Below are 25649 nucleotides of genomic sequence, written 5' to 3'. Positions count from 1 at the left end.
GTTGACGCGAGAGCGACCCAGGACACAACGGAGCTAGAGCCGGTCGAGGTCGATCTCCTGGTGTCCACCTGCCGAACGCTAGGGCAGCCGACGGCGCTGGACAACGAAGCCGGAATGAACAAGAGGTGGACGTGAATCCGTCCGGCGACGGACGGCCGTGCCCCTTCAAGGAGTTGCCGGTGGACTCCCGAGCGCAGCGTCGTCGTGTCTCGTTGCCCTGCGGTCGGGGATCGAGGAGCGGGGAGGGGGAGGCGCCGGCTGGTGGACCGACAGGTCGGCTTCGCTTGCAGTTCCCGCAGCGGAGGATCGCCATGCTCACCGGCGGTGCCGACTCGCTGCCCGTGAGGGGAGCTCTCGCTGAGCTGGCGGATGAGCCGATCGGCGATCGGGTTCAGCCGGTGAGCCGGCGGACCTGTTCAGCGGAGAGCTGGCGGTCGGCGAAGAGCACGACTCGTGCGGTCGGGTCTGGGCTGTGCGCGTCCGGACCCTCCCATCTGAGCGCGAGGCCGAGTCGCTCGATGGTGCGGCGGGAGCGTGCGTTGCGTTCTGCGACGACCGCGGTGACGGGCAGCTCCGGTCGGAGGCGGTGGGCGAGTTCGATGCCGGCGAGGGCGACCTCCTGCGCGTAGCCCTTGCTCCAGTGGTCGGGGTGGAGGGTGAACGCCACATTCCAGGCTGCATCGGAGAGCAGAGTGCATCCACCCATTCCGATCAGATCACGGCTGTCGATGGGGGAGTCGCGCCGGCGGATCACCCAGCTGCTGAGTCCGTCCCGTGTCCACTGGGTCCTTCGATACGCGATCACGGCCCGGGTCTGATCGGCGGAGAGATGGAGGAGGAGCGGATCCTCTTCCGCGATCCGCGGATCGGTGTAGAGGCGGAACAGCTCGTCCAGGTCGGTCTCGGCGGGCCGGCACAGTCGGAGCCGGTCGGTGAGCACGTCGAGGTCCCGTGGGGCACAGGCCTGTCCGTCGCTCACGCTCATGGGATGAGGTTGCCATGACCCGACCGCTCGACCAGCGTTGAGTGCGCATGTGATCCGGTCGCGCGAGGTGGCCCGTACGGGGATCGGTGGCCGGAGGTCCTCAGTTGCTGACGTGAGTCAGAGTCCGCGCGTACTCGATCATCGGATGACCACCGAGCGGATGCGGCGCGGGATCCCCGTGAGGCTCGAAGCCGGACGCCTTGTAAAGCCCTTCCGCCCGATCGTTTCCGGCGCGGACGTGCAGCTTCAGGACGAGGTAGCCGAGCTGAGAGGCGGACTGGACCGCGTCGTCGAGCAGTGTCCGGCCGAGCCCGCGCCCTGTCTCGCTCGGTGCGACGGCGAGCAGTTCGAGCAGCGCACTGTGTCGGCCCGGACCATCGCCCGTGTCGACGGTGAGAGCGAACCCGAGGGGATCCGAGCCGATGACGGCGAACCGAACGAGAGGCCGGTGGAACTTCGCTCGAGCCCTCTCGGCGACCGCGTCGTCCTGACTGCATCCGTCTCGTGCTCTGAGTGCCTCCAGCCAGAGGTCGATGCAGGGCCCGCGATCGTCAGGCGAACCGGCTCGGATCTTCATGCGCTGAGGCTATCGAGGCAGCCATCGGACATGTTCCGAATCCGAGTCGCGTCCTCGTTGTGGACGCCGGCTCGCCGGCTGACGCTGGACAGCAGCTCGCCGAGGCGTGGTCGTGTCACCGAACGAGACGTCGGGCGAAGGACCGGCACATGCTCCGAGGGGCGGGCGTGCGCGAGGAGCGATTCGTACAGTGGAGGTATGAGTGTGATGAAGGAGACGGGTACCGCGCGGCGGAGCGGACGAGGGTGGACGCGGGCTGCGTTCGTGCTGGGCGTTCTCGCCGTCGTGTCCTACGCCGTCGGATACCTGGCGGTGGCCCACCTGTGGGTGGGCGATCCCCTGGTCATCGGAGTCGCGACCACGCTGCAGTACCTTCTCCCGCTGGCCGGCGTCCTCGTCGGTCATCAGGCGCGACGACACGTCGGTCCTCGCTGGGAGTCGACGGTGGGACTCGTGCTCTCCTACCTCTTCCTGGCCTTTGCCGTGGTGCCGGTCGTCATCGGCTTGGCCGGACTGCTGCTGGCACGCTGATCGATCGACGACCCGGATCATTCAGCGGTTCACGCGATTCGCCGCCGTCTGAACGATCGGCAGCTTCTTCGCACGAAGGGTGGCGGCGAGGAGCCAGCCGAGGAGGGAAGCGATTCCTGCCGTGACTGCATATTCCGTGATGAGGCCCGCGGAGGAGGGCCAGGTCGCGTTTCCCGACGCGAGTACCAGCGCGGTGGAGGCGGCGGCGCCGATCACGAGTCCCAGACCCAGGAACGCGGCCGCCCGCCCGACGCGCGGGAAGCGGAGTGTCCGCCGGTCGAGCCAGAGACTCGAGGGAAGCCACAGGAGTGCGCCCGCGACAGTGAACGCAGCTGCCGTGCCCGCGATGAGCCCTGCTGCGGACCCGCCCGATACATCCCAGCTGCCCACAGTTCGCAGCAGCGCAAGGACCGCAACGGCAGGCCACGCCAGAATGCCCCATGCCAGTTCTCGTGTTTCCATGAGCATCATGGTCCGGCACGTCGGTGAACACGCCATGAATCAGAAGGTTCAGCACTCCACGATCATGTGTTCCGTAAGGGGATCGTTGAGCGGGCCATCTTCGTCGTCCGCGTGGACTCATCCCTCCACAGGACCGGGGCACGTCTCGGGGCTGAAATCGGAGGTTGCGGTGGTTGCGTCCGGGCAGAGGCCGGTGGTCCAACCGTGATCATCCGCGTAGGAGTTGTATTCGTTTGTCAGAGAGAAGACGATCCCTGCGTTCCAGGGTGCCGTGTAGGCGAAAGAGACGACGGGATCCCCTTCATCCGTGAGAGAACTCCAGGCGAGCTCCGCCTCCTCGCCCGCTGCTGCTGCCGTGTCGAGGCATGCGACCGCGTTGATGGGCACGAGCTCGGTTTGATCAAGCACGAACTCTCCGCAGGTGTCGGCAGCGTTGCCTTCCTGCACGATCAGCGGCGCGTCGCGCAACGCGCGAGCTGCCCGGATCGGATCACCCTCCGGAGCTGGTGAACCTGAGCACGCGGCGAGCATCAGTGCGCCAGCAGCAATGAGCGCCGTAGCGGCGCAATGCGGTCCCGCCATTCCCTCGCCTGTTCGTTTCACGGCGCCACCGTACTCAAGACCGCGCCTTTGTCTACTTGCAACCGGCAGGCGGGGCCAGCACCGTCCCGTATCGGGATCGTTCAGCGGGACTACTCGTGCATGAGGTCTTTGGGTCGGCAGAGTACTTCGGGTGTGTAGAACACGGTGCGGGATCGGTTGGCGAGGGCGTAGTGCTTGGCGTCGTGATCTCCTCGCGGGCCCCATTCGTTGATGTAGGGCTCGAGAGCGTCCCAGTTCGCATAGCGGCGGGCGGAGTTGGTCTTGCCGACACCAGCATCACCGTGACAGATGCCGATGGTTCGTTCCTTGCGGACGGCGTTGGCGAACTCGGTGAAGCGTCGGTGCTCTTTGGTCACGATGAAGGCCTGGTTCATCACTCGTCCTCTTCATAGGTGCGTAGCCGGCGCCGATGGGGAACGGGCGCGACGCTGTGCGGCTCCTCCCGGACGGTGGCGGTGGGAATGCGGTCGTTGATGACGTGCCGGAGTTGTCGTCGGCGGGCGCGGCGGGCGGCTTCGATGTCGCGGAGGCTGAGTCGGAGGTTGGGGTGAGCTTCGTCGACGGCAACACAGACGAAGGTGTCGCGGTCGTAGACCCGGATCTCTGAGACGTCACGTGGGTCATATCGAATCGTGACGGTGTGCCCGACGAAGGGTGCGAGCGTCGGGGCGAGGTAGCGCTGGCCCTGGAAGTGAATGCCATCGCGCTGCGCGACGCGATTCTTCGGAACAGTGAGAAGAAGCCCATCGAGCTGTTCGAGGCTGTCAGGCATACGCGGGAGCCAGCCGTCAGCAACCCATGCGTCTCGCGGAGAGGCTTCGAGCTCGCGATGCGGGCGCTCGTTGTAGGTCCTGACGAAGGCGCCGATCGCCTGGTCGAGGGCCGCCAGATCAAGTACTGGGTGGGGGCTTCTGCTGCCGGGCCCGAGGTGCCCCGGGAGGGTAGCGAGGAGTTCGGTGTTGATGGTGCGGAAGAAGCGTTCGATCTTGCCGCGGCCCTGGGGTCTGCCGACGATGGAATGGATGATGCGGATGCGCAGCTCGATGGCGGTGCGCTCGAGGTGGTGGCTGGTGAAGTCGGAGCCGTGGTCGACGTGGAGAACGTCAGGTATCCCGCACATAGCCCACGTCGGGTCGGGCTTTCTCCAGATCGCCTGACGGAGAGCAAGTGCTGTGTTCATCGCGGACGGTGCCCCGGCGAAGACGATGTAGCCGCAGATCGCGCGCGAATAGTCGTCCATCACGATCGTCAGCCACGGCCGATCGGGCGCGCCCCCGGTGCCCATGATGAGGATGTCGAGTTCGGTGTGATCCGCCTGCGACATGTGGTTGGGACGTTCGGCGCGTCGGCGAAACACCAGCTCGTGCTTGTCTCGATAGGCGGCCGGTCCTTCCAACGCGAGTGTTACGAGCGCCGGGTCTAGAGCTTGCACGATTTCCCTGACGGTGGCGTAGCTCGGCGCCGACAGGCCATGATGATCTGCTTCAGCGCTTGCTAGGCGGTGCAGCGTGGTCAGCGCTGGTCGCGGCCTGCTCAAAGCCAGTCGTTCGATGAACGCCACGAGCTCAGGCGGCGTTCGACGTACACCAGCGTCCGATCGCTGGTGCGGATCGAGAGCAGTGACGCCGCTTTCTCGGTAGAGCTGATGCCAGCGCTGTAGTGTGCGGAGGCCGATGCCGATGTCTCGTGCGAGGGCGGCGAGGGGTATCTGATCTTCGACGTGAAGTCGGAGAATTCGCCACCGCTCGTCACCGTCTATGGCATTTGCTACATGGCGGTGCTCTCGCGGCCGGCGAGGGCTTGCTGGTGACGGTAGAGGGTGGCGCGACTCCAGCCAACGAGTCGTGCTGCGTCTTCGGCGGTGCGGCCCTTCGCTCGAGCATCGGAGGCGATGGCGAGCTTGTCGGCGATTACTGCAGGATCGGACAGTGGGCGGCCGAAGCGTGTGCCGTTCTGCCGCGCCGCTGCGATCCCCGCATTCACCCGCTCGACGATCAGTTCGCGCTCGTACTCGGCGAGGGTGGCCAGCATGTTGAGCATCAGCCGGCCCGTCGACGTCGCCGGATCGATGCCATCAGAGATAGACCGGACGTGGATGCCGCGGTCACGCAGCAGGTTCACCGTGTTCAGGACGTCCATCAAGGAGCGGCCAAGCCGATCAACTCGCCACACGACCACGGTGTCACCGGACTCTGCATGCTCGAGGAGCTTCTTCATCCCTCGGCGCTCGATCGCGGTCTTGCTCCCGGAGGTGACATCAGCGAACACGTCGCGCTTTTGAACGCCGACAGCCACCAGCGCGTCGAGCTGCAACTGCGCATCCTGACTCGATGTGCTCACGCGGGTGTATCCAAGAAGTCTCACTCGACCAGTGTGACTCACAAACTCCTCGCAGTCATGACCCTGAGACGGTTTCTGTTGAGACGCATTTTCGAGACATCTGCGACCTCGGAATCGCGCGGACCCGACACCGCGACAGCGATGCCGACCGGGCGTCTTAGAAAGCTGTTGTTTTCCGAGATGCAGTTGATGTTGCAGGTACGGTGTCTCCGTGCCGAATAGTTTCGCTCCCGTGGACCCCGTCGCGCTCACGCAGTCTTTGATCCGATGTGCTTCGGTCACTCCGAGCGACGACGGAGCCCTCGATGTCGTGGCAGGCGTACTTGAGAGCCTTGGCTTCATCGTTCATCGGCTGGACTTCGATGGCACCCCGAATCTCTACGCCCGCCGAGGAATCGACGGACCGCACCTGTGCTTCGCCGGTCACACCGATGTCGTTCCCCCAGGCTCTAACGAGTGGAGCTCCGACCCCTTCGATGCGACACTCCGCGACGGGACGATCATCGGTCGAGGTGCCAGCGATATGAAGGGCGCCATCGCCGCTTTCCTCGCAGCGGTCTCGCAGACGCAGCCCGAAGTGCTCGACCTTGGGTCGGTCAGCCTCCTGATCACCGGAGACGAAGAGGGGCCGGCCACGGGTGGCACCGTGCGTGTGCTCGAGTGGCTCGCCGATCGCGGCGACATGCCGGACTTCACCCTTGTCGGCGAAGCGACGAACCCGGAGCGGATCGGCGACGTGATCAAGATCGGACGGCGCGGAAGCCTTAACGCCAACCTGACGGTGCGCGGGTTCCAGGGGCACGTTGCCTACCCCCACCTCGTCGACAACCCGGTGCACCGCCTCATCCGCGTTCTCAACCGACTCGCCACAACACCACTCGACGAGGGGTCCGAGTGCTTCGAGCCGTCGAGTCTCCAGATCACCACGATCGACGTCGGCAATGCGGCGAACAACATGGTGCCCGCCGAAGCAACCGCGCATCTGAACATTCGCTTTAACGACCTTCATTCAGCCGAGAGCCTCGAGGGCTTGATCCGCCGGGCGGCACAAGAGTTCGCAACCGACTTCACCCTCTTAGTCGAGGTAAGTGGCGACCCCTTCATCACTGCTGGATCGAGCCACGTCGCGCTGTTATCCGAGGCGGTAACATCCGTGACCGGGCGAACTCCCTCGTTGGATACCGGCGGAGGAACTTCCGATGCGCGATTCATCGCCCACTATGGCGAGGTCGCCGAATTCGGCCTCATCAGCAGCACAATCCATCAGATCGACGAACACGTCGTGGTAAGCGATCTGCAGCAGCTCACAGTGATTTACCGCACGTTTCTCGCGAAATTCCTGACTCGCTGAAATCCTCGGTGATCCGACGCACGCGTAGCGCGACGTCAAGGAGCGATCAAAGACTGCCGCCACAAAGCGATCAACACCACACCCATGTGCTCATTGCTTCATTTACTCATTTGAGTTCCGGTCGGCGCCGTGCCGAAGGGGTGGTTGCACTCAGTCTACGGACGGGGCCGCCCCCGCCCTCCGATCCATTGAAGGATGCCGATCGTGACGACCGAAACCACGGCGACCAGAAGGAGGAAGGGAAGGGCACCTAGAACCAGGAACAGCACGAAGCTGTCTCCACCCTCGAGCCCGTCCATGACCGCAGCCGCGACTCTAGAAGAGTCAGGACGCCGGCGTGAGCGGCCCGGTCGTGAAGTCACTCCGACCGTCCCCGCCACAGACCTGGAAATCGGAGGGCGTGTCGATTCCCGGTCCGGCGCCGTCCGAGGTGACGAGCACCCGGACAGTCGTCGCGGTCGTCGGCGTGCAGTCGTACGCGCCGACCGCCGAGAGCTGGCCCTCCGCCTGCGCCGACTCACCCGGAGCGAGAGCCCCCGGGAACGCTTCCGCACCCGACGTGCCGGCGGTGGTGAGCTGCGTCCCATCGGCACCGAGCATCAGAACGCCCGGCCACCCGAAGTACGAGCACGCCTGATCCGAGGCGTTCGTGAGCACGATCGCGAACTCTTCCTGGCCCGCCCCGGAAAGCTCGGGCCGGTCCTCCACCGTGACCGTGAGCTGCGTGTCCCGGCATGGGTCCGCCGGCCACACCGGACCAGCCGCCGCCGCACCCGCAGTCGCGGTCGCCGCCGGAGTAGCGGGGGCGGACGTCGGGGCGGCGGTCGCGGTCGACGCCGGCGCGGCGGCCGACGTCGATGCCGGAGCCCCCGCCGTCGAACCGGCGCAACCGACGAGCGCGAACACCGGAACGGCGAGCAGCAGGGCGAGAGTCGAGTGGGAGGTCCGAGTCGTCGTCATCCGGCGAATCTACCTTTGACTGCTCACTCCCAGTGCGAGACGACGGGCGGCGGGACTTCCCGCTCGTGGTTGAGCACTCGAAAAGCGATCGCGAGGACGACGCAGACGCCGGCACCGATCAATGCGGCAGCGCCAGCCACCGTCATCCACAGCGGTTGGACAGCCGAACCGTCCACGCACAGCGGATTCCACAGGAAGCTCTCGGAGCTGGAGTAGCTTCCACGAACCTCGCACGCCTCTGCCGGATCCCACATGTAGAGAGAGGACATCAACCCGAGAGCGGCGGCGAAAACGGTGAAGATCACGGCGAAAACGAGGGGGATCGCGTGATCCGGCCGAGGAGACTGTCTAACGCTCATCGGGAGGGTGCCCCCCCGGAGTTGCCATCTCTCACCACTCATCGCCCAGCTTGCGGAGCCCGTTGTCCTCCGGCAGGGTCTGGCGCGAGTAGTCGTGCAGAACGTCGGGCGACGCAATTTCCTGTCCGTCACGTTCAACTTGACGGCTGGCCGCAATGACGACGAATGTCACGGCCACGATCAACGCCGCAGCAGTCGACAACGTCATCCATATCGGCTGAACGGTTGAACCATCTGAGCACAGCGGGTTCCAGAGGAACCCCTCTCCCGTCAGGCTGCCTCCGCCGCGGGTCCTGCACGTCTCGCTCGGGTCCCACATGTAAATGGAGGCTACGGCTCCCAGGGCGGCTGCAAGACCGCCGAAGACCAAGGCGAGAACGATGGGCGTCGCTGCACTCGGTTGCGGGGGCTCTCCAACGTTCATCGGGACATCATGCACTGCACTCCGAAGGATTGATCAAGAGCCGGAACGCCAGGCCCGGTATCGAGTACCCGCGGGGGGAGGTCATCGCGCCGCGACAGTGAGGTTCAGCTCTTCACCGACGCGCAGAATCTCGTCCGAAGGGAAGCGGAACGGGTTGAGGTAGAACAGGTCATCGGCCGTCATGCCGAATCGTGCCGCGACGTCCTCTGCGAGGTCGTTGCGAGCGACCGTGTACGACGTCGGCACTCCGTCCGTGGATGACACCTCGCCACGCGCTGCTGCACGTGGGCCGGCGTCCCGGGCCACGAGGGTGCTGCGCTGCGGCTCCACGTTCCACTGGACGTCAGCGATGGCGAGGATTTTGGTTGAGCAGTCGGGGTCGTCCTGCGGGCGGGTCGTGAGAACGAGTTGATTGATCGCTGTCGGGTCGCCATGGAACTCTGCGAGGTTCCGCCACGCTTTGTAGGGCTTCCCTGACTCCGCGTCCGCGAGACGCATCGGGAAATCGACGTCGAAACAGGTGGTATCCGCGTCGATCGGATCGAGCGCTCCCATGACCGCTACGGAACCGGAAGACGCGGTGGGGATGACGAGCTCGTCGGATGTCAGGGCCAGCCGGCCGTCCGCCGCGCTCAACTGGACGGCGCCGGTGGTCCCGTCGTTCCCGGTGAAGGTCGCTACGCCTAGGTCGCCGGTCAGTGGAGAGGTGGAGCCGTCTTCGGTGTTCGTCGCCGGTGGCGGAGTCGGTGGTGCAGGCTGCGCCGTGCATCCCGTCATGACCACTAGGCATGCCGCGACCGCGACCGTGTTGCGCACTTTCGAGAACGTCCCCACCGGCTCAGGTTAAGCGACGTCACCGCTTTCCTCGTGGTCGCGTCTCGGCCTGAAATGCTCAGCACCGTTCCGAAGGGGGAACGTCTGTCGCGGGCCAGCAGGAAGCCCAACGGCTCCTAGGCTGACCCGATGAGTTCCCCGGCACCGACCCGCCCATTCGTGGGTGTAGCGCGCATCGCGGTCGGTGCAGCCGCGGTCGCGGTGATCCTCCACACCTACGCGCTGAGTATCGTGGCCGGCGAGTCGAATCCGTTCGACTACTTCGGCTACTTCACGAATCAGACCAGCCTCCTCGCGAGCGCGGTGCTGATCGTCGCCGGATCGGTCGCGCTCGCCCGCCGTCCGACGCCGGTGTGGCTGAGCTACGTCCGCGGCGCGGCGACGGCCTACCTGATCGTCGTCGCCGTGATCTACAACACCCTCGTCCCCGGTACCGGCACGGCCCCGCCCTGGGTCAGCGCCGTCCTGCTCGTCCGCGGAGCGACCGACGGGTGGGTGCCCTACGGCTTCCTGCTCCCCGAGAACGGGACGCTCTCGCTCGTCCTGCACGTCGCCGGGCTGACCTGCGCGGTGCTCCTCGCGGGCGCGCTGGTCTGGGCGCTGAGCCGACGCCGTGCCTCATCTAGTTGATGTCCAGTCCTCTCTCGCCATGGATCACGAGGAGCTCTGACTCCCGACGTCAGGCGCATCACCTCTCGTATGCGTCGCGACTCGGCCCCGGCGCGCTCTGATCACGCGCAACACGAGATTGATCACCAGCAACCCCGCTCCAGCCGGGATGGCACCGGCCGTAAGAATCAACGCTTGGAAAAGGAGCGGCTGGCTCATCGGCACGGGGGTCAACGACATCGGAAAGACGACGTTCTCGAGCAGGACGGGAAACAGGCCGATAGCGATCCCGCATCAGAGGGCACTCACCACAGCTGGAAGCCACGCGACGAGAACAGGACGACGCGAGAGCCTCCGGGGAGCGACGTAACCTCCGACAGCGGCAACGACGATCCAGATGATGACACCTGCACCGCCGGCGCCGATCGCGATGGCTCCCTCGGATGGATCCGCGTCCGTGATCCCCAGAGCCACCATGAAGCTGCTGAACACCAGAACCAGGGCGGCGAGCACAGTGACCACGCCGGCGGCGGTCCAGCCGATGAACGCGTTCACAGATCCATCGGATGCTGAAGTCGAGAGACGTGACGCGGTGGAAGCAGTCGGCATCGTGGGACACCTTCGTTGGTTGTTGCGCGGTAGTCGGACCGACAGATTCCCACCACCGCTAGTATGCATCGCACGCTAACATGCAAAGCATGACAGTCGACGTGGGGGCCCAGATCCGGAAGGGCGTGGTGGAGTACTGCGCCCTCGGGCTCCTATCGCGGGAGCCGATGTACGGCTGGCGCCTGTCGGAGGAGCTGGTGTCGCTGGGCATGATCGCCAGCATCGGCACGCTCTACCCGGTGCTCGGGCGGTTGAAGGATCGCGGTTTGATCACCTCCTACGCAGGGGAGAGCGGTTCGGGCCCGGTCCGGAAGTACTACAAGCTCACCCCCTCCGGACAGGCCGAGCTGGGCGAGTTCCGCCGCCAGTGGGAGCCCTTCACCCGTTCCGTCCAAGCGATCGTGGCAGGAGACGACACATGACCCCGACCAGCGCACCCCGCGAGGTCCAGACCTACTTGAAGCGGCTCGATCGGGCGCTAAGGCCCGTCCCTCGTGACGTCGCCTCCGCGATCCGAGACGGGATAGATGAGGAGCTGGCCGGCCTCGAGCCGGCAGAAGCCATCGAGCGCGTGCGGTCCTTCGACGAACCGGAATCCATCGCGGCCGCCGCCCTGGGCGAGAGCCGCACCCACCCCACGCCAGCCGGCCGCGCGAGGGTGATCTGGATCGTCGCCGCCGGAGCCGTCATCGTCCTCGCGGTCGCCCTGGTTTCGACGTGGGCTCTCGCACCTGGCCCCACCCCTGAGGCGACCAGTTCCTCTGTCGTCGCCTACCCGATGCCCGATCTTGGTCCCTCTCCCGCCCCAACACCTCTCGCGCCCGACGAGCAGGAGCAGCTGCGCATCCAGGAGCAGGACCGCCAATGGGAAGGAGTCCTGGCAGGCTTCCCTGACGCGACGAGACCCGCCGACCCGTTCCAGGAATACCGCGACCCGAACGATTCGACAGCACTCCTGGGCTGCCTCACCGCGGCCGGCCTAACGGTCGACCTCGGCTCGAACGCCGCCGGCGGCGGACCCGTCAGCATCATGACGTCCGCCTCGACGGAAGCCGAATCGGTCGCCGCGTTCACCTGCTGGTCGAGCTATCCCACGACCCCCGTGGTGCCCATGACGTCCGAGCAGATCGACTACCTCTACAGCTACCTGACCGAGTACCTCGTGCCCTGCTACGAAGCGAACGGCATCGAGAACCCCGACGCGCCCAGCCGCACCGACTTCATCGACCAGTGGCCGAACCAGGGATGGTTCCCCAGCACGAGCGAAGCGTGGCTGACCGACGACGAGCAAGAAGCGATTGACGAAGCCTGCACTCGACCCATTTGACGGACCGTCTTACAGGCGTCCCGTTTGGGGATGGTTGAGCGGCAGGGGGGGCGCTGCGCTATGTCGTCGCTCGGTCTTCCGGCGACTCGGTGATGAGCTCCTGCTTGCGTTCGGCTCTGAGCGCGACGACGGTTCCCGCGAGAGCGAGTGCGGCGGCTGCGGTGAAGAGGGCGGTGGCGTCCCACCTGTAGTGACGGATGGTGATGCCTGGTGAGGTCTCGCTGGCTGCGTAGGTGCAGGACAGTCCGAGCGGGTAGAGGATCTTCTCGCCCGATACGCGGCTGGAGTAGAGGTCGATCCCGTCGGGGTACTCGCTGTGCTGGCACTGCACGGCGGCGGGTTCCCAGCCGGTCTGAACCCAGCCGATCGTGTGGGTGAGGAGGGCGACTGGGGTTCCGATCACCATCGCGAGGATGCCGAGGGTCTTCGCGGTCCGGAGTTCCATCCCGTCAGAGTAGGGCGGACACCACCCACCACGCGCGTCCCGAAAGGGGATGGGTGACCGGGACGGATCCGACCCGGGTGGACCAGTGCGCTCCTGCCGTTCACTCGCTGGTCCGAGAGTGATGGTGTGCAGACACTGTCGCTCAATGCTTCCGCCGTGATCGCGGGCGTAATCACTCTCCTCGCCCTCGTCGCGGGCGTCTTCCTCGACGGATTCACGTTTGCGTGCAACGAGTCCCTTCCTCCTCAGTGCACGGGGTTCCACGTCGCGTGGCCGGCTCTGTGCTCTGTCGCCCTCGCGACCCTCGTTCTCCTGGTCGTAGCGATGCGCGTCAGCACGCGCTCCCACGCTCGATGGAGGTCGCTGCTGCTCGCCTTGGGGGTCGTCGGCGCCGTCACCAGCTGGGTTCTGGCTCTGCGTACCGCCGTGATCGTCGGTTGAGCAGCACGCGGCGCGGTTGCACGATCGTGTATTCCGTAAATGGATCACTAACCGGTTCGGCCGGCGGCCGTCGTTCGAACGTCAGCCTGTGTTGAGCCATGAAGAGTCCGGAACCGAGTGCGCCGCGAGGGTTCTAGCTGCTGGTCGCTCGAAGCGTCTTCACGAGCTCCTGTAGCTCGGTCGCGTGGTCTTGCTTCCACTCGCGGATCGCAGGGGTCGCGAGCGGGTCCGTGTCCTCGGACACGGAGTCGTAATGCACCACGGCCACGTCGAGAACAGTGGCGAACACGTCATCGTTCGGCTCCATGGAAGTGCCGGCGACACCGACAGTCGCAGTGTGATCGATGCCTGCTCCGGAGAGGGCGATCGTCCACACCTGGATCGGACCGTCGGGTGTCGGAGTCGCGTCATCGGTTCTCGCGTGGGTGACCTCGATGAGAACTCCGCTTACGGTGCGCTGCATGGCCCGATCGTACTCAGCCGCTCTCTGCGCTGAGCGTCCCGTTGAGGGATGGTCAGCCGGTCGGTTTCGAGTGGTGCCGCTTCCGCTCCCACTCCTCCGCGAGGATCGCGTAGACCGCTGAGTTGATCCAGGTCTCGCCGCGTTTCTCACTTTGCAGGAACAGGGCCTCTCGCCGCAGGCCCATCTTCTCCATCGCGCGCACGGAGCCGCGGTTGTGAGCTGCGGCACGTCCGATGATGCGGTGCAGACCGAGCGATCCGAACCCGACGTCGAGCAGGGCGGCGCCCGCCTCGAGCGAGTAGCCCAAGCCGGCCGTGTTGGGGTGGAGGAACATGCCGATCTCGCCCTGCTCCCCGTCCGCCGAACGGATCAGGACGGCATCGCCGACGAGGGCCGCCGATGCTCGGACCTCGATTCCGTAGAAGCGGCGATGACCCGGTTCGCGCAGCTCCCACTCGCTGTCCCGCTCCTCGAACCAGGAAGCGTACTGCCCGTCCGAGAGCGACGGGTGGCCGAGGAACCGAGAGGCGTGGGCGTCGCCCCGGTACGCCATGACCGACGCTTCGTCGTCCCGGGTGAGGCGACGCAGGCGGAGGCGGGGTGTGAGCAGATCGACCACGCCATTCATCTGCTCAGGCTATGTGCGGGTGAGGTCGACGCTGCGGGAAGCCGTCCCGTACTCCATACGGGACAGCAGTGCCGACACACGCTTGAGGACGACGCCGACCGAGCGCGTCGAGTAGTCCCGCCGATGTCAGGAGGGGTCGCGGTCTCCGCGCACTGTGAGGACCCAGACGGTGTCGTTGTCCGCGTCCGATGCGGTGGCGTTGACACTCGATATCGGCTTCTCGCCGAGCGACGTGGGATCGATCTCGTGTGGGCCGTCGGCAGTCGATCGCGTCGAGGGTGGTCGTCGTCCTCGTCGCCGGTCCCCCAGCCGTGGAAAGCGATCCGATTTCGAGGTCGATCACTCCTTCGCCGAGGCAGTCGAAGGTGATCGCGGTCGGCAGCGCCGGCCTCTCGAGGGTGACGTCGACGCGGCCGCCGTCATCGTCGGCCGCGACGTTCAGTGAGAGGACCGCTACGACGTCGCGATCCGTTGCCACTTCCGCTTGGCGCTCTTCGCGCCATTGCGTGATGCGAGGATCTTCGCCTGGTACCGGTGTGCAGCCGGCGAGAGCCGCCACAAGAACAAGGCCAGCTGCTGTGTGGATGGGGCGGTGCCTCATTGCTCCACAGTAGAGGCACAGGACGCTGAAGAAGACCCATCATCACAGCGCCAGCGCTCGTCTCCTTCGCGGCGCGATACGGTGTGCTGACGAGGCACGGGGGAATGCGGTGGGATCGACAACGCGCCTGAGGTGGGTGGCCGGAGCGGCAGTGGTGGCGCTCACGATGACGCTCATGGCCGGGTGTTCCGGTCCCGACACCGAGGCCTACTCCGATTTCGAGCGGGCGCAGGACGAGCGGGACGCTCTTCCCGACGTCGGCACCGTAGGAGACGGTTACGACCCCGCCTCGATCCGTTACGTCGGGTCAGCTGAAGGGCTGGACGTCTGGATCGGGTCGCAGACCACGACCGGAGGCCGGTGCGTCATCGTGGACGGAGACGGCGACAACGAAGACGGAAGCGGCTGCGGGGATGCGCTGTCGCTGAACGGAGCATGGGCCGTCCAGATTCACACCGATGGCGCCGGTCCAGACGACGCTACTGGCATCGACTGGACGAGCCTTGGCGAGAACGTGTCCATCCGCCGGTATTAACCACCCTGTTCCTCACGTCGACCGCGTGGACGAGCACGTGCGAACGACCCCTACCGGCCGCCCGGTCGACCATGGTTGGCCGGGCGCCTAGACGTCTGCGGGCAGCGGTATCGTCCCGCGAAGCCTGTGGCGGTGAAGCTCGCACCGTCGATCATTACTCCGACGTTCGGGCCGGAGGACATCAGCGCGGGATGTTCCTACTGCGCTCGGAACTGGCGCTGGTCGCTGCAGTAGCAGTGATGGCCGCGAGCGGCTGTCCTGCGGAACGCTGCCGCCCGCGCCCGCGCGCGGCGCATCCCGCGCGCCGGGCTGGTGCGGGGAACGGCCCTCCCGCAGACGCCAACTTGCAGCTCGCTGCCACGAACACTGTCCCACTGATGATCTTCGAAGGGCATGCGTGTCCCGCTGCCAAGCCCGGGTGTCGGCAACACCCAGGGTTGTATTGCCGAGCTATGCGGAGTAGACCTAGACGTGCACGACGACCGCTCACAAGGGGTGAGCGCGGGGACTTGGATGAAGGTCGTAATAGTCATGCACACCTCACGAAATCGGTCCGCTGGCAAAATCGCCACGGTGTTCGTTGCGCTCGTCCTGGGTACGGTTGTCGCACCTGCCGATGCGTTGCGGAAATTCCCGGTTCGGACTGAATCACATCATCGCTCGCGGCCACTTTGACGCGGACACCAACTTCGATATTCAGCAGACACTCAGCTACGGCCTCTACGCACCCGGGAGCTCAGGCTCTAAGACGCTCTACGACGCGAACTGCACACCCGTCTACTTCGTTCTCTTCGGATATAACGCCTACAACGGCTCCGATCCCCTCGCTAACCCCATCGGCATCGTCAACGCCTACAAAATCGACAGCACCATAAACACCCGATCTACCAGCAGCACCACCGCCGCACCCATCATCCAACCGCCCTACGGGACCGGATGCCCCGTCTACACCCCGATCGAGAACGATTGACCGACACCCGCGACCTCGCCGACGTCGTGGGGTGGATGCGCCGCCACTACTCCACCCCGTACGACGTCATCGCGGCTACCGCAACCCACAGCTCAAACGGATGGAGCGTTGACACAACCATTCGAGCTACACCCACCTCCACTGACGAGGTAGTAAATCTCGACCAGTGGGACCCTGCCGCAATCGATTCCCTGACCACCGGAGGCGACCTTGCAGTCGAAGCCTTCGCGCTAATCTTGCACGCCAACCTCATCGAATGGTGGGATACGGAACGACCGAAAACGTCGACGCGATACTGAACCACTAAACAATGTGACGAATCAAGCATAAGATCCGAGCAGACACCCCCTGCGAGGCGACGGACGGAAAGCAGCTGATTGCTCCGTTGAGCGGCTCTTCACCGGCACGCCGACAGCATCACGGGCCGCCGACCGACTCGACCCTTCCCTCGGCAGCTCCCAGAACCGCGCCACCCCGGGCGCGCTGCTTCAACTTCGATCCCATCGCCAACACTCCGACTCACGGTGGTATTGCAACGACCGGCTGAACCCAAGTCCCCCTAACGGACACCTCCGGAGTAGATGAGGACAGCCGCTCCGGCGTCGAGGAGCCTCTCCGGCCCCTGTTCGATGCGCGAGGATTTGGACATGCGTACCGATAGGGAATCGCTCTCCGCGTCGAGCGGGAGCCTCGCGCCCGCAGCGCGAGGCTCCTCTGACCCGGCCCGGCTCGAACGGGCTGCCACCCTCACCGTGCTGCGGGCAGGACACCCCCTTACTGGATTAGGGGTGCCTTGGGCGGGCGCATTCGACGGTAGTGCGGCGCGAGCCTCGGAGGGCTAGTGCGTCGATGCGTCCGGCGTCCGATGAGGGGTCGTCATCCGGCCGCCCAGGATGGCCGCGCATGAGTGTCGTTACTCGCGGACGCATGCACATCGCTTCGCGCCATCCCGGCACTCGTGCAGACGACCGTGGGCATTCAGATGTTCAAGGTCCCCTGCACAGCCGACGCGAACGCCGCCGAACTGTTCCACAAACGGACCGTCCTTCGGGCGTTAGGGGGCCACTGGAAATTTGTGCAGCGTCGTCAGCTGCTCTGGCGAATCAGGTGATCTTCTCGGCCTCGCGGAGCACTTGATCGACGTCGGCGCCGACGCGCCACCGCTCAGTAGGCGGCGGCAGCTGCTCGCTGGCGGGTCATCCACACTTCCCGTACGCCGTCCTCGATCTTCGCGTCGCCGGCGATGAACCCGTGCCGGCGATAGAAGGCCTGCGCCCGAGGGTTGGGGTCAGCCACCCAGAGCCCTGTACTCACGTCCGGGTCAAGGACGGCCTCGAGGAGCGCCGCGCCGCCTCCTCGGCCATGCACCTCGGAGAGCGTGTAGAGAAGGTACAGCTGCTCGGCCACGCCGGAAAATCGGTCGAGCGCGGGTCCAGCCATCGCTACACCGACAACAGCGCCCTCGAGCTCCGCGATGGCGATCCTGTTTCCCGCGTACAACGGGTCGGTGAGCGCGGCCGTCCAGAAGTATTCACGCTGGCCGAGTAGTGCGGGGTCATCGAGCACGGCGTCGCTCATCACGCCGCGGTAGGTCTCCTTCCACGACTGCACGTGAACGCGAGCGATCGCCCTCACGTCCTCTGGTGACACCCTCCGCACCAGCACTCCTGACTCCATGAAGAGAGAGTAGGGGCGTGACCTCGTGGGTGCGCCGTTCCGTCAGGGGGTGGCTCATTGGAGCGTCTGAGCGCCGATCGTCGTCGTTCCGCCATCCGCGTTCTCGATGGTGATGCGTCCATCGAGGAGAAGGGTGTCGTCGGTACTAGGCCACCAGGCGGACCACCACCCGTTAGAGATGGTCGCCGCGACCTCATGACCGTCCTCGGTCAGCGTGACGCTGGCGACGTCCTGACCGACCTCGCCCGCGGCGAAGCCGTAACCGTCCGGTGAGAGGTGCCCTCCTGACGCGAAGAGTGTGACCGAGTCGGATGAAGGAGCCTGTGTGGCGTTGCCGGGGCCGTCGAGCAGTAGATAGGTCGGGACGGTGGCGCTCTCTCCAACACACCAGGCCACGTAGGGACCGCTCTCGACGAGCACTGATTCGACGGTGCCCCGTGTGTCCGCCGACACGACGTCAGCTGGCTCGGAGGTGTTCGAGTTGGCGTCGAGGGTGTCGATGCAGTTTTCAAGGACGGAGGAGCTGCGTGCGCCTGCCTCCGGTTCAGGCGTCCAGCTCGCCAGGCCCGAAGGGGAGATCCCCCCTGCGCTCAGCGCCACCGTGCTGACGGGAGCCGCTGGACGACCGGCGATCGCCGCGACGGCGACGAGAGACGCAGCGAACCCGAGCGCGCACACGCCCACGATCAGCCGCCGGCGGATATCCGTCCTCGGGCTCTCGTGGGGTGTTGTCTCGGACTCGATGCTGACGAGGATGCGTTCGTGGAGTCGCTCCGCGTCGGCCGAGTCGTCTCCTCGGCGTGCGGGGTCGGCCCGCTTGAGGGCGTGCAGTTCGTCGGTGGGCGTCATGAGAGACCTTCCGTGGGGAGCGCGGTGAGCCGCGCACGGCTCGGCCGGGTCGGGTCGAGGATCGCCGCGTACCTCTTCTTCGCCCGCGACAGGCGCATCGAGAATGCGGCACGACTGCACCCGAGCACTTTCGCCGCCTCCGCGTCCGAGAGGTCCTCCCAGACGTGCAGGGCGAGCACCTCCTGGTCCGCCTCGGACATCGATCGCAGCGCGTGGAGCGCATCGATCTCGCCGGAGCTGTCGGCATCGGCTGCGCCCGGTAGCCAGACGCGCTCAGCGACAAGATGCTCGCGCGCCTCCCGCCGGACGGCGTTGCGCAGAACGTTCGAGGCCGTGGCGAAGAGCCAGGGACGCGGATGCGCGGGAAGGTCCCCGCGCCGGCGCCACGCGATGAGGAACGTTTCGGCCACCACGTCGTCCACAAGTTGCTCTGGGGCGCGACGCCGGACATAGCGGATCAGGTCGTCGAAGTTCGCCGCGAACAGCTCCTCGAAGACGTCGCGATCGTCCTTCTCCACGTGCACCCCCTCGCCCCTCACTCTGTACATGTCTGCACGACGAGGAGTTGCAACACGACGAACGCGCAGCGTTGCGAGGACGCTCCGGATCGTCCCGAAAGGGGATCCCCACGCGGGACGGTCGGATCACCGGGGTTGATCCGCCCCTCCCGTACAGGGCTGGATCAGCCCGTCAAAGGGCGCCCGTGGATTGTCTGGTCGCGAACGCGAGGTTGAGGAAGGGTAGATCGTCGCGTGCGATGACGGCCGTTATGTGGCGACCCTCGAGTTCGGCTCCGATACCGAGGACGTGAGCGTCGGTATCAAGTAGAACCCCGTTTTCCGGTCGGCTGTCGACGCTGACTGCCACGCCACGCTCGACCGCAGCCGCGGTCGCTCCGCCTAGCAGTTCCCCTGGCAGCGTCCCTTGGACGCGCGTATCGCGGAATCGGTTCCTCAGCACGTGATTCACATGATCCGTCAGCGTTGATTCGATCGTTCGTGGACCGGGGTCCTTCGGGTCGATGAGCGTCGTCAGCACTGCTTCCCAGAGCATCGGGAACTGGAGTCGAGCTCTTATCTCCATGAGTCGTGCGGGAAGGGGGCGCACTGGTGGTTCGTCGAGCTGAGTGCGCAGCTCGCTGCTGATGTCGGCCAGGTTGGCGGGATCGTCTCGGTTCTCCGGTCGGCGCCAGAGGGTGTAGGTGATCGCCGCGGAGAGGTAGCGGCTCTGCTCGTTTGTGGTGTGCACGATCGTCCCTACAGCGATCTCTTCGACGGAGGGTTGCTGCTGCAACGTGAACAGCGCACCAGGGAATCGAGTGGTCACTTCATCAAGCGACGGCGGGTACGGGTCCTCAAGGCTGGAGTGCACGGCCTCAGCCTGTTCGAGCCACGGCAGCTTCGCAACGGGTCACTGGATGACGGAGTGGGTAGCCGCGTCGATGTGCTCTGAGCCCGATCCGCTCCGGCCTCGTTCAAGCACGTCAGGACCATGGAAGACGTCTGTCCCGTAAGGGGATCGCTGGCCGTGCGTCTGAGAGGATCAGCGCATGTTGCCGGATGCCGAGCTTGCCGCAGCGATCGAGGCCGTCGGGGTGCGGCGGCGTCATCCGGTTCCGGAGTACGACTACCGGATCGATGACGTGCGGCTGGTCGCTGGTCTGCTCGACTTTCGGCTCTGCATGTGCTCGTCCAACCCGGAGCCCGCTGCCCCGCCAAGGCTTCGCGTGGTTCGGGTCGACGTCGCCCCGGGCGGGCACTGCTGGGCGGCTAGCTGTTTTCTCGTGTCGCCCGGCCGGGGTGGAGGTGCTGCTAGTTCTCCGAGCTTGCAGAGAGGGTGGAAGTCGTTCCTGGTGGGCGGTAATTGCCGGCGAGGTGGATGAGGTTTCGGGCTGGCATCCAGCCGTGCTCGCGGGTCTCGGTGTGGTTGAGGGTCTCCACGAACAGCTCGAAGTCTCGGTCGCCCTTCGTGTCGTGAATCCAGGCCAGGACCTCCTCGACCGAGTCGGCGTCCGTGATCCGCTGCGGGTCATGGGTCACCGCCAGCTCGTCATCGGCGCCAATCCAGAAGCAGACCCAATAGGTCAGCGGTTCCTCGCGCTGCGCGTCAAAGAACGCTTCGTTCCATTCGGCTCGCATCAGCCCTCCCGTGTCCATCTTGAAGATAGCTCTACCAGCGCCGCGGCGTCCGTTTAGGGGTCGTCATCCGTCCGCCCAGGATGGCCGCGCATGAGACCGGAATCTCGCGGCGCTGTTTGTCGCAATAGACCCGCCCGATGAAATGCCCGATGATGGGGCGTCAACTGACACACTGAGCGCATGGCAGCTCTCGTGGGATACGCCCGCGTCTCAACCGACAAGCAAGATGCGACCGCGCAGCGCGACGCACTCCGGGCGGCCGGCGTCCCATCCGATCGGATCTACGTCGATTCCGGTCTGACGGGCCGGAACCGCGAGCGTCCCGCGCTGCGGGAAGCGCTGGCGGCATGCGACGCCGGATCGACTCTGCTCGTGACGAAGCTCGACCGGCTCGCGCGGTCCATCACAGACGCTCGCGACATCGTTGATGAGCTGACCCGCCGCGGCGTGAAGCTCAGCATCGGGGGGTCGGTCCATGATCCGGAGGATCCGATCGGCCGGCTGCTGTTCAACGTGCTCGCGATGGTCGCGGAGTTCGAGGGGGACCTGATTCGCGCCCGCACGCGTGAGGGGATGAAGGTCGCGAAGGCCAAGGGGCGTCTGCGTGGCCGTCAGCCGAAGCTGTCGCCGAAGATCGAGGCGCATCTGGTCGCAGAGCATCGTGCCGGGAACCACACCGTTGCCGAGCTCGCGGCGGAGTTCAAGGTCGCGCGTTCGACGGTCTATCGGGCGGTGCAGCGGGCTGATGCGCGCGCCGCTGGGGCCGTCGCCCTGGCGCTGTCGACGGAGGGCGCGTGATGTCGGGGGCGGAGAGGGAACCTGCGCTGGTGCCGGGGAGGGTGGAAGTGCTGCCCGGGTGGTCTGCGCGTACACGTATTCTCAACACCGGGTGGGGAACGCTCGCCCAGGCGATCGCCTGGATCTGGCTCGTCATCGGGTTCGCGGTCCTTCCTCCGGGATCGCGTCTGCCCCTTTTCGTGCCGCTGGCGCTGTTCTTCGCCGCTCTCGCTTGGTCAATGATCTGTCTCGCGATCGGCACATCCAGGGTCACCGCTGAGAAGGAAGCCGGTTACACGACCCTGGGGTTCGGGCGCATCACGGTTCCTACGGTGGATTCGAGAACCGGTGTCATCCTGCGGGAGGCAGGCGAGCCGCATCTGGACTGGAAGACTGCGGCGCTACTTCGGCGACAAGCGAGGAACAAATGACCAATGCCGTGACCGTTTCTGCGATTCCTGCTCTCCGGGTTCGTTGGTTTCCGCTCGTGCTCGCGGTCGGTGCCGTCGTCGCGCAGCACTTCTTCGTTCTGAGCCGGAGCGGGTCATATTCGGTGGTCGCTGTCATCGATGGGGCTCTAGTGGTTTTGGCGGTGGGGCTCTTCCTCTGGGCGAGGGCGTCAGCCGGGCGCTCCGCGCGGAGGGTGGCGGAACTTGATCCCGGGACCTCGGGGGAGGCTTTCGCGTGCGTCTACCATCAGCACCTGCGGTCGCTGGTGAGGGGCTTGGACCCGGACGTCAGCATGGGGTCGTACCCGGTCGTTCACCTGGACGAGACCGGGCTGAGCATCCTGTCGCAGGCGAATGCGCGGCGGGTCACCTTCCCGTGGTCGCGAATCGCGTCCGTCCGGCCGACTCCGCTGCTCGACCGGTTCTTCACCCGGCGATCGATCGAGGTCGTCCTCGAGGAGGGCGGATCGGTCGTGCTCGCCCCCTACGGTGACCGTTCGTTCTTCGGTATGAAGGCCGCCGATGACGCGAGGTTCAGCGCGATCTTGACCGCGATCAGCTCGAGGTCCGTAGAGGGGCGGTCGGTCTGAGGCCCGGTTTGTGGTCGTAGGCGGACGTCATGAGCTTGTCGGAGGCGCCCGCGTCTCGACGGATAAGCAGGACGCGCAGGCGCAGCGCGACGCGCTGCTTGCGACCGGTGTGTCGGCGGAGCGGATCTACGTTGACGCCGGCCTCACCGGCAGCAACCGCGAGGGGCCCGCGCTGCGCGAGGACCTGGCGGCGTGCGACGCCGGCTCGACTCTGTTCGTGACGAAGCTCGACCGGCTCACCCGCTCGACCACCGACGCACGCGACGTCGTGGACGAGCTCGCGCGCAGGGGAGTGCGACTGAATATCGGCGGGTCGCTGCACGACCCGAACGACCCGATGGGCCGGCTGCTGTTCAACGTGCCGGCGATGATCGAGGAGTTCGAGGGCGACCTGATCCGGTCGCGCACGCGCGAGGGGATGCGGATCGCGAAGGCGAAGGGGCGCCTGCGCGGCCGCCAGCCGAAGCGCTCCCCGAAGATCGAGGCGCACCTGGTGGCGGAGTGCCGCTAGGGCAACTACATCGTGGCCGAGCTCTCGGAGCAGTTCGGGGCGACGCGCTCGGCGGTCTACCGGGCGGTCGAGCGCTCGAACATGACGGAGTTGCGCGCCGTCGACGTCACCCTTCCGCTCCCTGAGGGAGAGCAGTGAAGCCGAGTGCCCAACGGTCACTTGATTCGGCGCGTCTTCGAGGGCGGTCGTTGCGACCGACCGGCTCGCGGTGAGGCTCCTGGAGCCCCGAGCCGACCCGGATGAGGCGGGGGGCTCCCACGGCCCCGCTGCGCCTTTACAAAGGGCCTCCAGGCCGTCCGTCGACTCGTGAGGTCCGGAGGTTTCCTCCACCGTCTCCGGCGAAGAGGACTGCTGTGCAGTATCTCGAGTTCTCGTCGAATGGGCCGAGGTGTGCGGCCGGATTCCTAGCGCTCACGCCCAGACATGCGCGCGACCCTGACCTGCGCAGCACGGTATCAGGCGACCCGCGGAGGTTTCCATCCGATGCGCCAGCGCTTACAGGTGGCGGCCTGGTGCGCCCGTCGAGGCGCCGGCCGGTCTGCCGGCCGTTGACTCGTCGGCCGGGTCCGGCACTCCACCACCGACGCGTCCGCCCCTCAGTCGAACCGCGCGCCCTCCGGCCGCGGCGGCAGCACGAACAGGATCAGCAGGAACACGTAGCCGGCGATCGGCACGAGGATCGCGAGGATCCACAGCCCGCTGCGGTTCACGTCGTGCAGCCGCCGCCAGATCAGCGAGAGCGACGGGAGGAACGTCGCCAGGGCGATCGCGCCCGCGGCGAGCGACACCCAGAAGGTCTGGAACGGCGCGCCGCTCGGGTACGGGGTCAGCGTGAAGTCGAGGCGCCACGGACCGCCGTCGGCCAGCTGCAGCAGCCCTGTGAGGACGCTGCCGAGGAGGATGATCCACCAGTACTCGGCCCGGCTCGCCCTCCCGCGGAAGCGGAGGTAGTTGCCGAAGAAGCGGCGGAGCGCCGCCATCGGCGGAGCCCCGTAGTAGGGGAGGGCCAGCGGCGGCTCGAGGGTGCTCGGGCTCATCGGGTTCCGTCTCTCATCCCTCGACCGTATCCCCTGCTCCCCGCGGCGCAGCGTCGGCCGTGCGGACGACATCCCGGTGTTCGCCTCGGCGGAACGGCGCCGTGTTCAGGACGCAGGAGGCCGCCGTGACCACGACTGAGGAAGGCTGCCGTGCTCACGACCGAAGAAGGCTGCCGTGCTCACAGCGCAGGAACACCGCCGTGTTCACGAAGCTGGAGGCCGTTGTGGACACGATCAGCGAGTAGGAACCGCCTCCGCCCGCACCGCCGCCGTCGCCCGGGCGTCGACGATCAGGCTGACGACGAGCCCCACCGCGACGATGACGATCGCGACCCACGGCAGCACGTCGAGCCCGCTCGCGTCGATCGCCAGTCCGCCGACGACCGCGCCGCCGCCGATGCCGATGTTGAACGCCGTCGTCTGGAGCGCCGCGGCGAGGCTCCGCAGCTGGAAGGAGGAGGTGCGCAGCATCCGGGTCTGCAGCATCGCCGGGATGCCGCCGAACGCGATGTTCCAGACCACGGCGGCGACGACCACGGCCGTGGCGGCGCCGGTGCCCGCGGCGACGGCCAGGCCCGCGAGCGCCAGCACGACCGCGATCGCGGCGACCACGAAGCCCGAGCGGGGGAACCGGTCGGTCGCGAAGCCGGCCAGGACGAGTCCGACCGCCCCTGCGCCGCCGAACGCGAAGAGCACGAGCGGCACCGTGTCGGGGGCGAAGGAGGCGTTCTCGAGCCAGGGCGTGATGTAGGTCGAGAGGGTGTTCTGGCCGATCAGCACCAGCAGGATGACGACGCAGACGCCGATGATGCGGGGGAGCGTCCGGTCCTTCCGCGCCGGCAGGCGGATCTCGCCGGTCCGCAGCGGGATGTGGTGGTCGACCGCGGGCAGGAACTTCACCACGATCAGCGCGAGCACGAGCACGACGCCGCCGAGGATCGCGAAGGTGGGCCGCCAGCCGAACGCGTGCCCGAGCGCCGTGCCCAGGGGGACGCCGAGGACGAAGGCCGCGGATCCGCCGCCCGCCGTGATCGCGGTCGCGCGGCCGAGCTGCTCCGGAGCGACGAGGTGCGCGGAGTAGGCGGCGACGATCGCCCAGAAGAGGCCGTGGGCGAGCCCGCCGAGGATGCGCGCGCCGATGAGCAGCCCGAAGGTGGGGGCGAGCGCGGCGAGGACGTTGGCGACCGCGATGGTGCACAGCGCCACGAGGAGGAGGCTCTTGCGCGAGAAGCGCTGGGTCACCAGGGTCAGCGGAGTCGTCGCGACGACGACGGTCGCGGCGAAGATCGTGACGAGCTGGCCGGTGAGCGAGATGCTCACCCCGAGGTCGCGCGACATGTCGGGGATGAGCCCGGTCGGGAGGAACTCGCTCGTCACGGAGACGAAGACGGCGCCGGCGAGCGTGAGCAGGCCGATCCAGGGGAAGGCGGGGGCTTTCGCGGTGTCCTGAGGGTTCACGGTGTCCTGAGGTCGGGGGCGGGCTTGTGCGCCTCCGCCGACGCCGTGTTGATGATCGTGGCGCCCGCGGGCAGGTGCGGGAGGGCCGCGCGGATGATCCGGAACGGAG

General features: G+C 66.5%; 35 protein-coding genes and 1 pseudogene. 14 read left to right on the top strand and 22 right to left on the bottom strand.

The genetic code is table 11. From position 1 onward, the window contains the following. Positions 1 to 391 precede the first annotated feature (391 nt). Positions 392 to 985, bottom strand: coding sequence for a GNAT family N-acetyltransferase (locus C5C36_RS15860; RefSeq protein WP_104234066.1), 594 nt, complete (start codon positions 983 to 985; stop codon positions 392 to 394). A 100-nt stretch (positions 986 to 1085) separates the two neighbouring features. Further along, complete coding sequence (locus C5C36_RS15855) at positions 1086 to 1562, bottom strand: GNAT family N-acetyltransferase (protein WP_104223376.1); 477 nt, start codon at positions 1560 to 1562, stop codon at positions 1086 to 1088. Positions 1563 to 1760: 198 nt separating this feature from the next. On the opposite strand from C5C36_RS15855, the gene C5C36_RS15850 reads away from it, so the two are divergent. After that, positions 1761 to 2093, top strand: coding sequence for a hypothetical protein (locus C5C36_RS15850; RefSeq protein ID WP_104226378.1), 333 nt, complete (start codon positions 1761 to 1763; stop codon positions 2091 to 2093). Positions 2094 to 2114: 21 nt separating this feature from the next. Here the strand turns inward: C5C36_RS15850 and C5C36_RS15845 are convergent, their stop codons facing one another. The 5 genes and pseudogenes from C5C36_RS15845 to C5C36_RS15825 all read right to left on the bottom strand — a co-directional run bounded on the left by C5C36_RS15845 (position 2115) and on the right by C5C36_RS15825 (position 5522). Beyond that, positions 2115 to 2555, bottom strand: a complete 441-nt coding sequence (locus C5C36_RS15845) for a hypothetical protein (RefSeq protein ID WP_146085358.1) — start codon at positions 2553 to 2555, stop codon at positions 2115 to 2117. Between the two features lie 117 nt (positions 2556 to 2672). Continuing rightward, positions 2673 to 3158 carry a hypothetical protein gene (locus tag C5C36_RS15840; RefSeq protein WP_146078953.1) on the bottom strand — a complete coding sequence of 162 codons (486 nt, stop codon included), beginning with the start codon at positions 3156 to 3158 and terminating at the stop codon, positions 2673 to 2675. Positions 3159 to 3250: 92 nt separating this feature from the next. Further along, positions 3251 to 3532: pseudogene (locus C5C36_RS15835) on the bottom strand (AAA family ATPase); the annotation flags it as partial. Then, positions 3532 to 4917: a Mu transposase C-terminal domain-containing protein gene (locus C5C36_RS15830; RefSeq protein ID WP_104310022.1), complete on the bottom strand. Its 1386-nt coding sequence runs from the start codon at positions 4915 to 4917 to the stop codon at positions 3532 to 3534. The gene C5C36_RS15830 and the pseudogene C5C36_RS15835, both read right to left, overlap by 1 nt. A gap of 8 nt (positions 4918 to 4925) precedes the next feature. Next, on the bottom strand, positions 4926 to 5522 hold the full coding sequence (locus tag C5C36_RS15825) for a recombinase family protein (RefSeq protein ID WP_104223370.1): 597 nt from the start codon (positions 5520 to 5522) through the stop codon (positions 4926 to 4928). A gap of 187 nt (positions 5523 to 5709) precedes the next feature. Here C5C36_RS15825 and dapE point away from each other — a divergent pair, with 187 nt between their 5' ends. Then, entirely contained in the window at positions 5710 to 6849 is a 1140-nt protein-coding gene (gene dapE, locus C5C36_RS15820) for a succinyl-diaminopimelate desuccinylase (protein WP_104310021.1), read from the top strand. A 324-nt stretch (positions 6850 to 7173) separates the two neighbouring features. On the opposite strand, the gene C5C36_RS18145 is transcribed toward dapE, so the two are convergent. The 4 genes from C5C36_RS18145 to C5C36_RS17770 form a co-directional block, all read right to left on the bottom strand. Further along, positions 7174 to 7809 (bottom strand): DUF4232 domain-containing protein, encoded by a 636-nt coding sequence (locus tag C5C36_RS18145; RefSeq protein WP_104226383.1) that lies wholly within the window; start codon positions 7807 to 7809, stop codon positions 7174 to 7176. Positions 7810 to 7832: 23 nt separating this feature from the next. After that, positions 7833 to 8114: a hypothetical protein gene (locus C5C36_RS15810; protein ID WP_104223367.1), complete on the bottom strand. Its 282-nt coding sequence runs from the start codon at positions 8112 to 8114 to the stop codon at positions 7833 to 7835. Between the two features lie 85 nt (positions 8115 to 8199). Next, positions 8200 to 8592, bottom strand: coding sequence for a hypothetical protein (locus C5C36_RS17775; RefSeq protein WP_104310020.1), 393 nt, complete (start codon positions 8590 to 8592; stop codon positions 8200 to 8202). A gap of 81 nt (positions 8593 to 8673) precedes the next feature. Then, entirely contained in the window at positions 8674 to 9426 is a 753-nt protein-coding gene (locus tag C5C36_RS17770) for a LysM domain-containing protein (protein ID WP_181133839.1), read from the bottom strand. Positions 9427 to 9555: 129 nt separating this feature from the next. Here C5C36_RS17770 and C5C36_RS15795 point away from each other — a divergent pair, with 129 nt between their 5' ends. Further along, positions 9556 to 10056, top strand: coding sequence for a hypothetical protein (locus tag C5C36_RS15795; RefSeq protein ID WP_104310019.1), 501 nt, complete (start codon positions 9556 to 9558; stop codon positions 10054 to 10056). Between the two features lie 273 nt (positions 10057 to 10329). On the opposite strand, the gene C5C36_RS15790 is transcribed toward C5C36_RS15795, so the two are convergent. Beyond that, positions 10330 to 10590, bottom strand: coding sequence for a hypothetical protein (locus tag C5C36_RS15790; RefSeq protein WP_104310018.1), 261 nt, complete (start codon positions 10588 to 10590; stop codon positions 10330 to 10332). A gap of 143 nt (positions 10591 to 10733) precedes the next feature. Between C5C36_RS15790 and C5C36_RS15785 the strand changes: the two genes are divergently transcribed. Next, positions 10734 to 11066: a PadR family transcriptional regulator gene (locus C5C36_RS15785; protein WP_104223417.1), complete on the top strand. Its 333-nt coding sequence runs from the start codon at positions 10734 to 10736 to the stop codon at positions 11064 to 11066. After that, positions 11063 to 11971, top strand: a complete 909-nt coding sequence (locus C5C36_RS15780; protein WP_104223362.1) for a hypothetical protein — start codon at positions 11063 to 11065, stop codon at positions 11969 to 11971. Before C5C36_RS15785 ends, C5C36_RS15780 begins: the two co-directional genes overlap by 4 nt. 58 nt (positions 11972 to 12029) lie before the next feature. Here the strand turns inward: C5C36_RS15780 and C5C36_RS15775 are convergent, their stop codons facing one another. Beyond that, the gene (locus C5C36_RS15775) at positions 12030 to 12416 is read right to left on the bottom strand and encodes a hypothetical protein (RefSeq protein WP_104247868.1); all 387 of its coding nucleotides are present in this window, start codon (positions 12414 to 12416) and stop codon (positions 12030 to 12032) included. 126 nt (positions 12417 to 12542) lie between these two features. Here C5C36_RS15775 and C5C36_RS15770 point away from each other — a divergent pair, with 126 nt between their 5' ends. Beyond that, entirely contained in the window at positions 12543 to 12857 is a 315-nt protein-coding gene (locus tag C5C36_RS15770; RefSeq protein ID WP_104224248.1) for a hypothetical protein, read from the top strand. Between the two features lie 133 nt (positions 12858 to 12990). On the opposite strand, the gene C5C36_RS15765 is transcribed toward C5C36_RS15770, so the two are convergent. Further along, on the bottom strand, positions 12991 to 13320 hold the full coding sequence (locus C5C36_RS15765; RefSeq protein ID WP_104310017.1) for a hypothetical protein: 330 nt from the start codon (positions 13318 to 13320) through the stop codon (positions 12991 to 12993). 52 nt (positions 13321 to 13372) lie between these two features. After that, positions 13373 to 13948, bottom strand: a complete 576-nt coding sequence (locus C5C36_RS15760) for a GNAT family N-acetyltransferase (RefSeq protein ID WP_104257703.1) — start codon at positions 13946 to 13948, stop codon at positions 13373 to 13375. A 169-nt stretch (positions 13949 to 14117) separates the two neighbouring features. On the opposite strand from C5C36_RS15760, the gene C5C36_RS17395 reads away from it, so the two are divergent. The 3 genes from C5C36_RS17395 to C5C36_RS17390 all read left to right on the top strand — a co-directional run bounded on the left by C5C36_RS17395 (position 14118) and on the right by C5C36_RS17390 (position 16054). Then, on the top strand, positions 14118 to 14393 hold the full coding sequence (locus C5C36_RS17395; RefSeq protein WP_146083619.1) for a hypothetical protein: 276 nt from the start codon (positions 14118 to 14120) through the stop codon (positions 14391 to 14393). A gap of 307 nt (positions 14394 to 14700) precedes the next feature. Beyond that, positions 14701 to 15084: a hypothetical protein gene (locus C5C36_RS15755; protein ID WP_104257704.1), complete on the top strand. Its 384-nt coding sequence runs from the start codon at positions 14701 to 14703 to the stop codon at positions 15082 to 15084. 601 nt (positions 15085 to 15685) lie between these two features. Beyond that, on the top strand, positions 15686 to 16054 hold the full coding sequence (locus C5C36_RS17390) for a hypothetical protein (protein WP_146085355.1): 369 nt from the start codon (positions 15686 to 15688) through the stop codon (positions 16052 to 16054). A 1164-nt stretch (positions 16055 to 17218) separates the two neighbouring features. Here C5C36_RS17390 and C5C36_RS15750 read toward each other — a convergent pair. The 5 genes from C5C36_RS15750 to C5C36_RS15730 form a co-directional block, all read right to left on the bottom strand. Next, the gene (locus tag C5C36_RS15750) at positions 17219 to 17731 is read right to left on the bottom strand and encodes a GNAT family N-acetyltransferase (protein ID WP_104257706.1); all 513 of its coding nucleotides are present in this window, start codon (positions 17729 to 17731) and stop codon (positions 17219 to 17221) included. A 54-nt stretch (positions 17732 to 17785) separates the two neighbouring features. Next, positions 17786 to 18580, bottom strand: a complete 795-nt coding sequence (locus C5C36_RS15745; protein ID WP_104257707.1) for a hypothetical protein — start codon at positions 18578 to 18580, stop codon at positions 17786 to 17788. Beyond that, positions 18577 to 19098, bottom strand: coding sequence for an RNA polymerase sigma factor (locus tag C5C36_RS15740; RefSeq protein ID WP_219814911.1), 522 nt, complete (start codon positions 19096 to 19098; stop codon positions 18577 to 18579). Before C5C36_RS15740 ends, C5C36_RS15745 begins: the two co-directional genes overlap by 4 nt. A gap of 172 nt (positions 19099 to 19270) precedes the next feature. Continuing rightward, complete coding sequence (locus tag C5C36_RS15735) at positions 19271 to 19951, bottom strand: hypothetical protein (protein WP_104310015.1); 681 nt, start codon at positions 19949 to 19951, stop codon at positions 19271 to 19273. A gap of 440 nt (positions 19952 to 20391) precedes the next feature. Further along, entirely contained in the window at positions 20392 to 20736 is a 345-nt protein-coding gene (locus tag C5C36_RS15730) for a hypothetical protein (RefSeq protein ID WP_104261691.1), read from the bottom strand. A gap of 162 nt (positions 20737 to 20898) precedes the next feature. Between C5C36_RS15730 and C5C36_RS15725 the strand changes: the two genes are divergently transcribed. The 5 genes from C5C36_RS15725 to C5C36_RS18210 are packed head-to-tail and all read left to right on the top strand — an operon-like array spanning position 20899 to position 23183. Continuing rightward, complete coding sequence (locus tag C5C36_RS15725; RefSeq protein WP_104310014.1) at positions 20899 to 21516, top strand: recombinase family protein; 618 nt, start codon at positions 20899 to 20901, stop codon at positions 21514 to 21516. After that, entirely contained in the window at positions 21513 to 21926 is a 414-nt protein-coding gene (locus C5C36_RS15720) for a hypothetical protein (protein WP_104267948.1), read from the top strand. The genes C5C36_RS15725 and C5C36_RS15720 overlap by 4 nt, the downstream gene beginning before the upstream one ends. Further along, positions 21923 to 22534, top strand: a complete 612-nt coding sequence (locus C5C36_RS15715; RefSeq protein WP_104226410.1) for a hypothetical protein — start codon at positions 21923 to 21925, stop codon at positions 22532 to 22534. The genes C5C36_RS15720 and C5C36_RS15715 overlap by 4 nt, the downstream gene beginning before the upstream one ends. A 10-nt stretch (positions 22535 to 22544) precedes the next feature. Beyond that, positions 22545 to 23045, top strand: coding sequence for a recombinase family protein (locus C5C36_RS15710; RefSeq protein WP_308470909.1), 501 nt, complete (start codon positions 22545 to 22547; stop codon positions 23043 to 23045). A 12-nt stretch (positions 23046 to 23057) separates the two neighbouring features. Further along, positions 23058 to 23183 (top strand): hypothetical protein, encoded by a 126-nt coding sequence (locus C5C36_RS18210; RefSeq protein ID WP_258061582.1) that lies wholly within the window; start codon positions 23058 to 23060, stop codon positions 23181 to 23183. Positions 23184 to 23641: 458 nt separating this feature from the next. Here C5C36_RS18210 and C5C36_RS15705 read toward each other — a convergent pair whose 3' ends face one another. Both C5C36_RS15705 and C5C36_RS15700 read right to left on the bottom strand, forming a co-directional pair. Next, entirely contained in the window at positions 23642 to 24082 is a 441-nt protein-coding gene (locus C5C36_RS15705) for a DUF805 domain-containing protein (protein ID WP_181065714.1), read from the bottom strand. Positions 24083 to 24316: 234 nt separating this feature from the next. Beyond that, positions 24317 to 25540, bottom strand: coding sequence for an MFS transporter (locus C5C36_RS15700; RefSeq protein WP_104223333.1), 1224 nt, complete (start codon positions 25538 to 25540; stop codon positions 24317 to 24319). Positions 25541 to 25649 lie beyond the last annotated feature (109 nt).

The sequence above is a fragment of the Rathayibacter sp. AY1G1 genome (genome assembly GCF_002932095.1).
Lineage (GTDB): Bacteria > Actinomycetota > Actinomycetes > Actinomycetales > Microbacteriaceae > Rathayibacter.
This window is presented reverse-complemented; position numbering and strand designations above follow the sequence as displayed.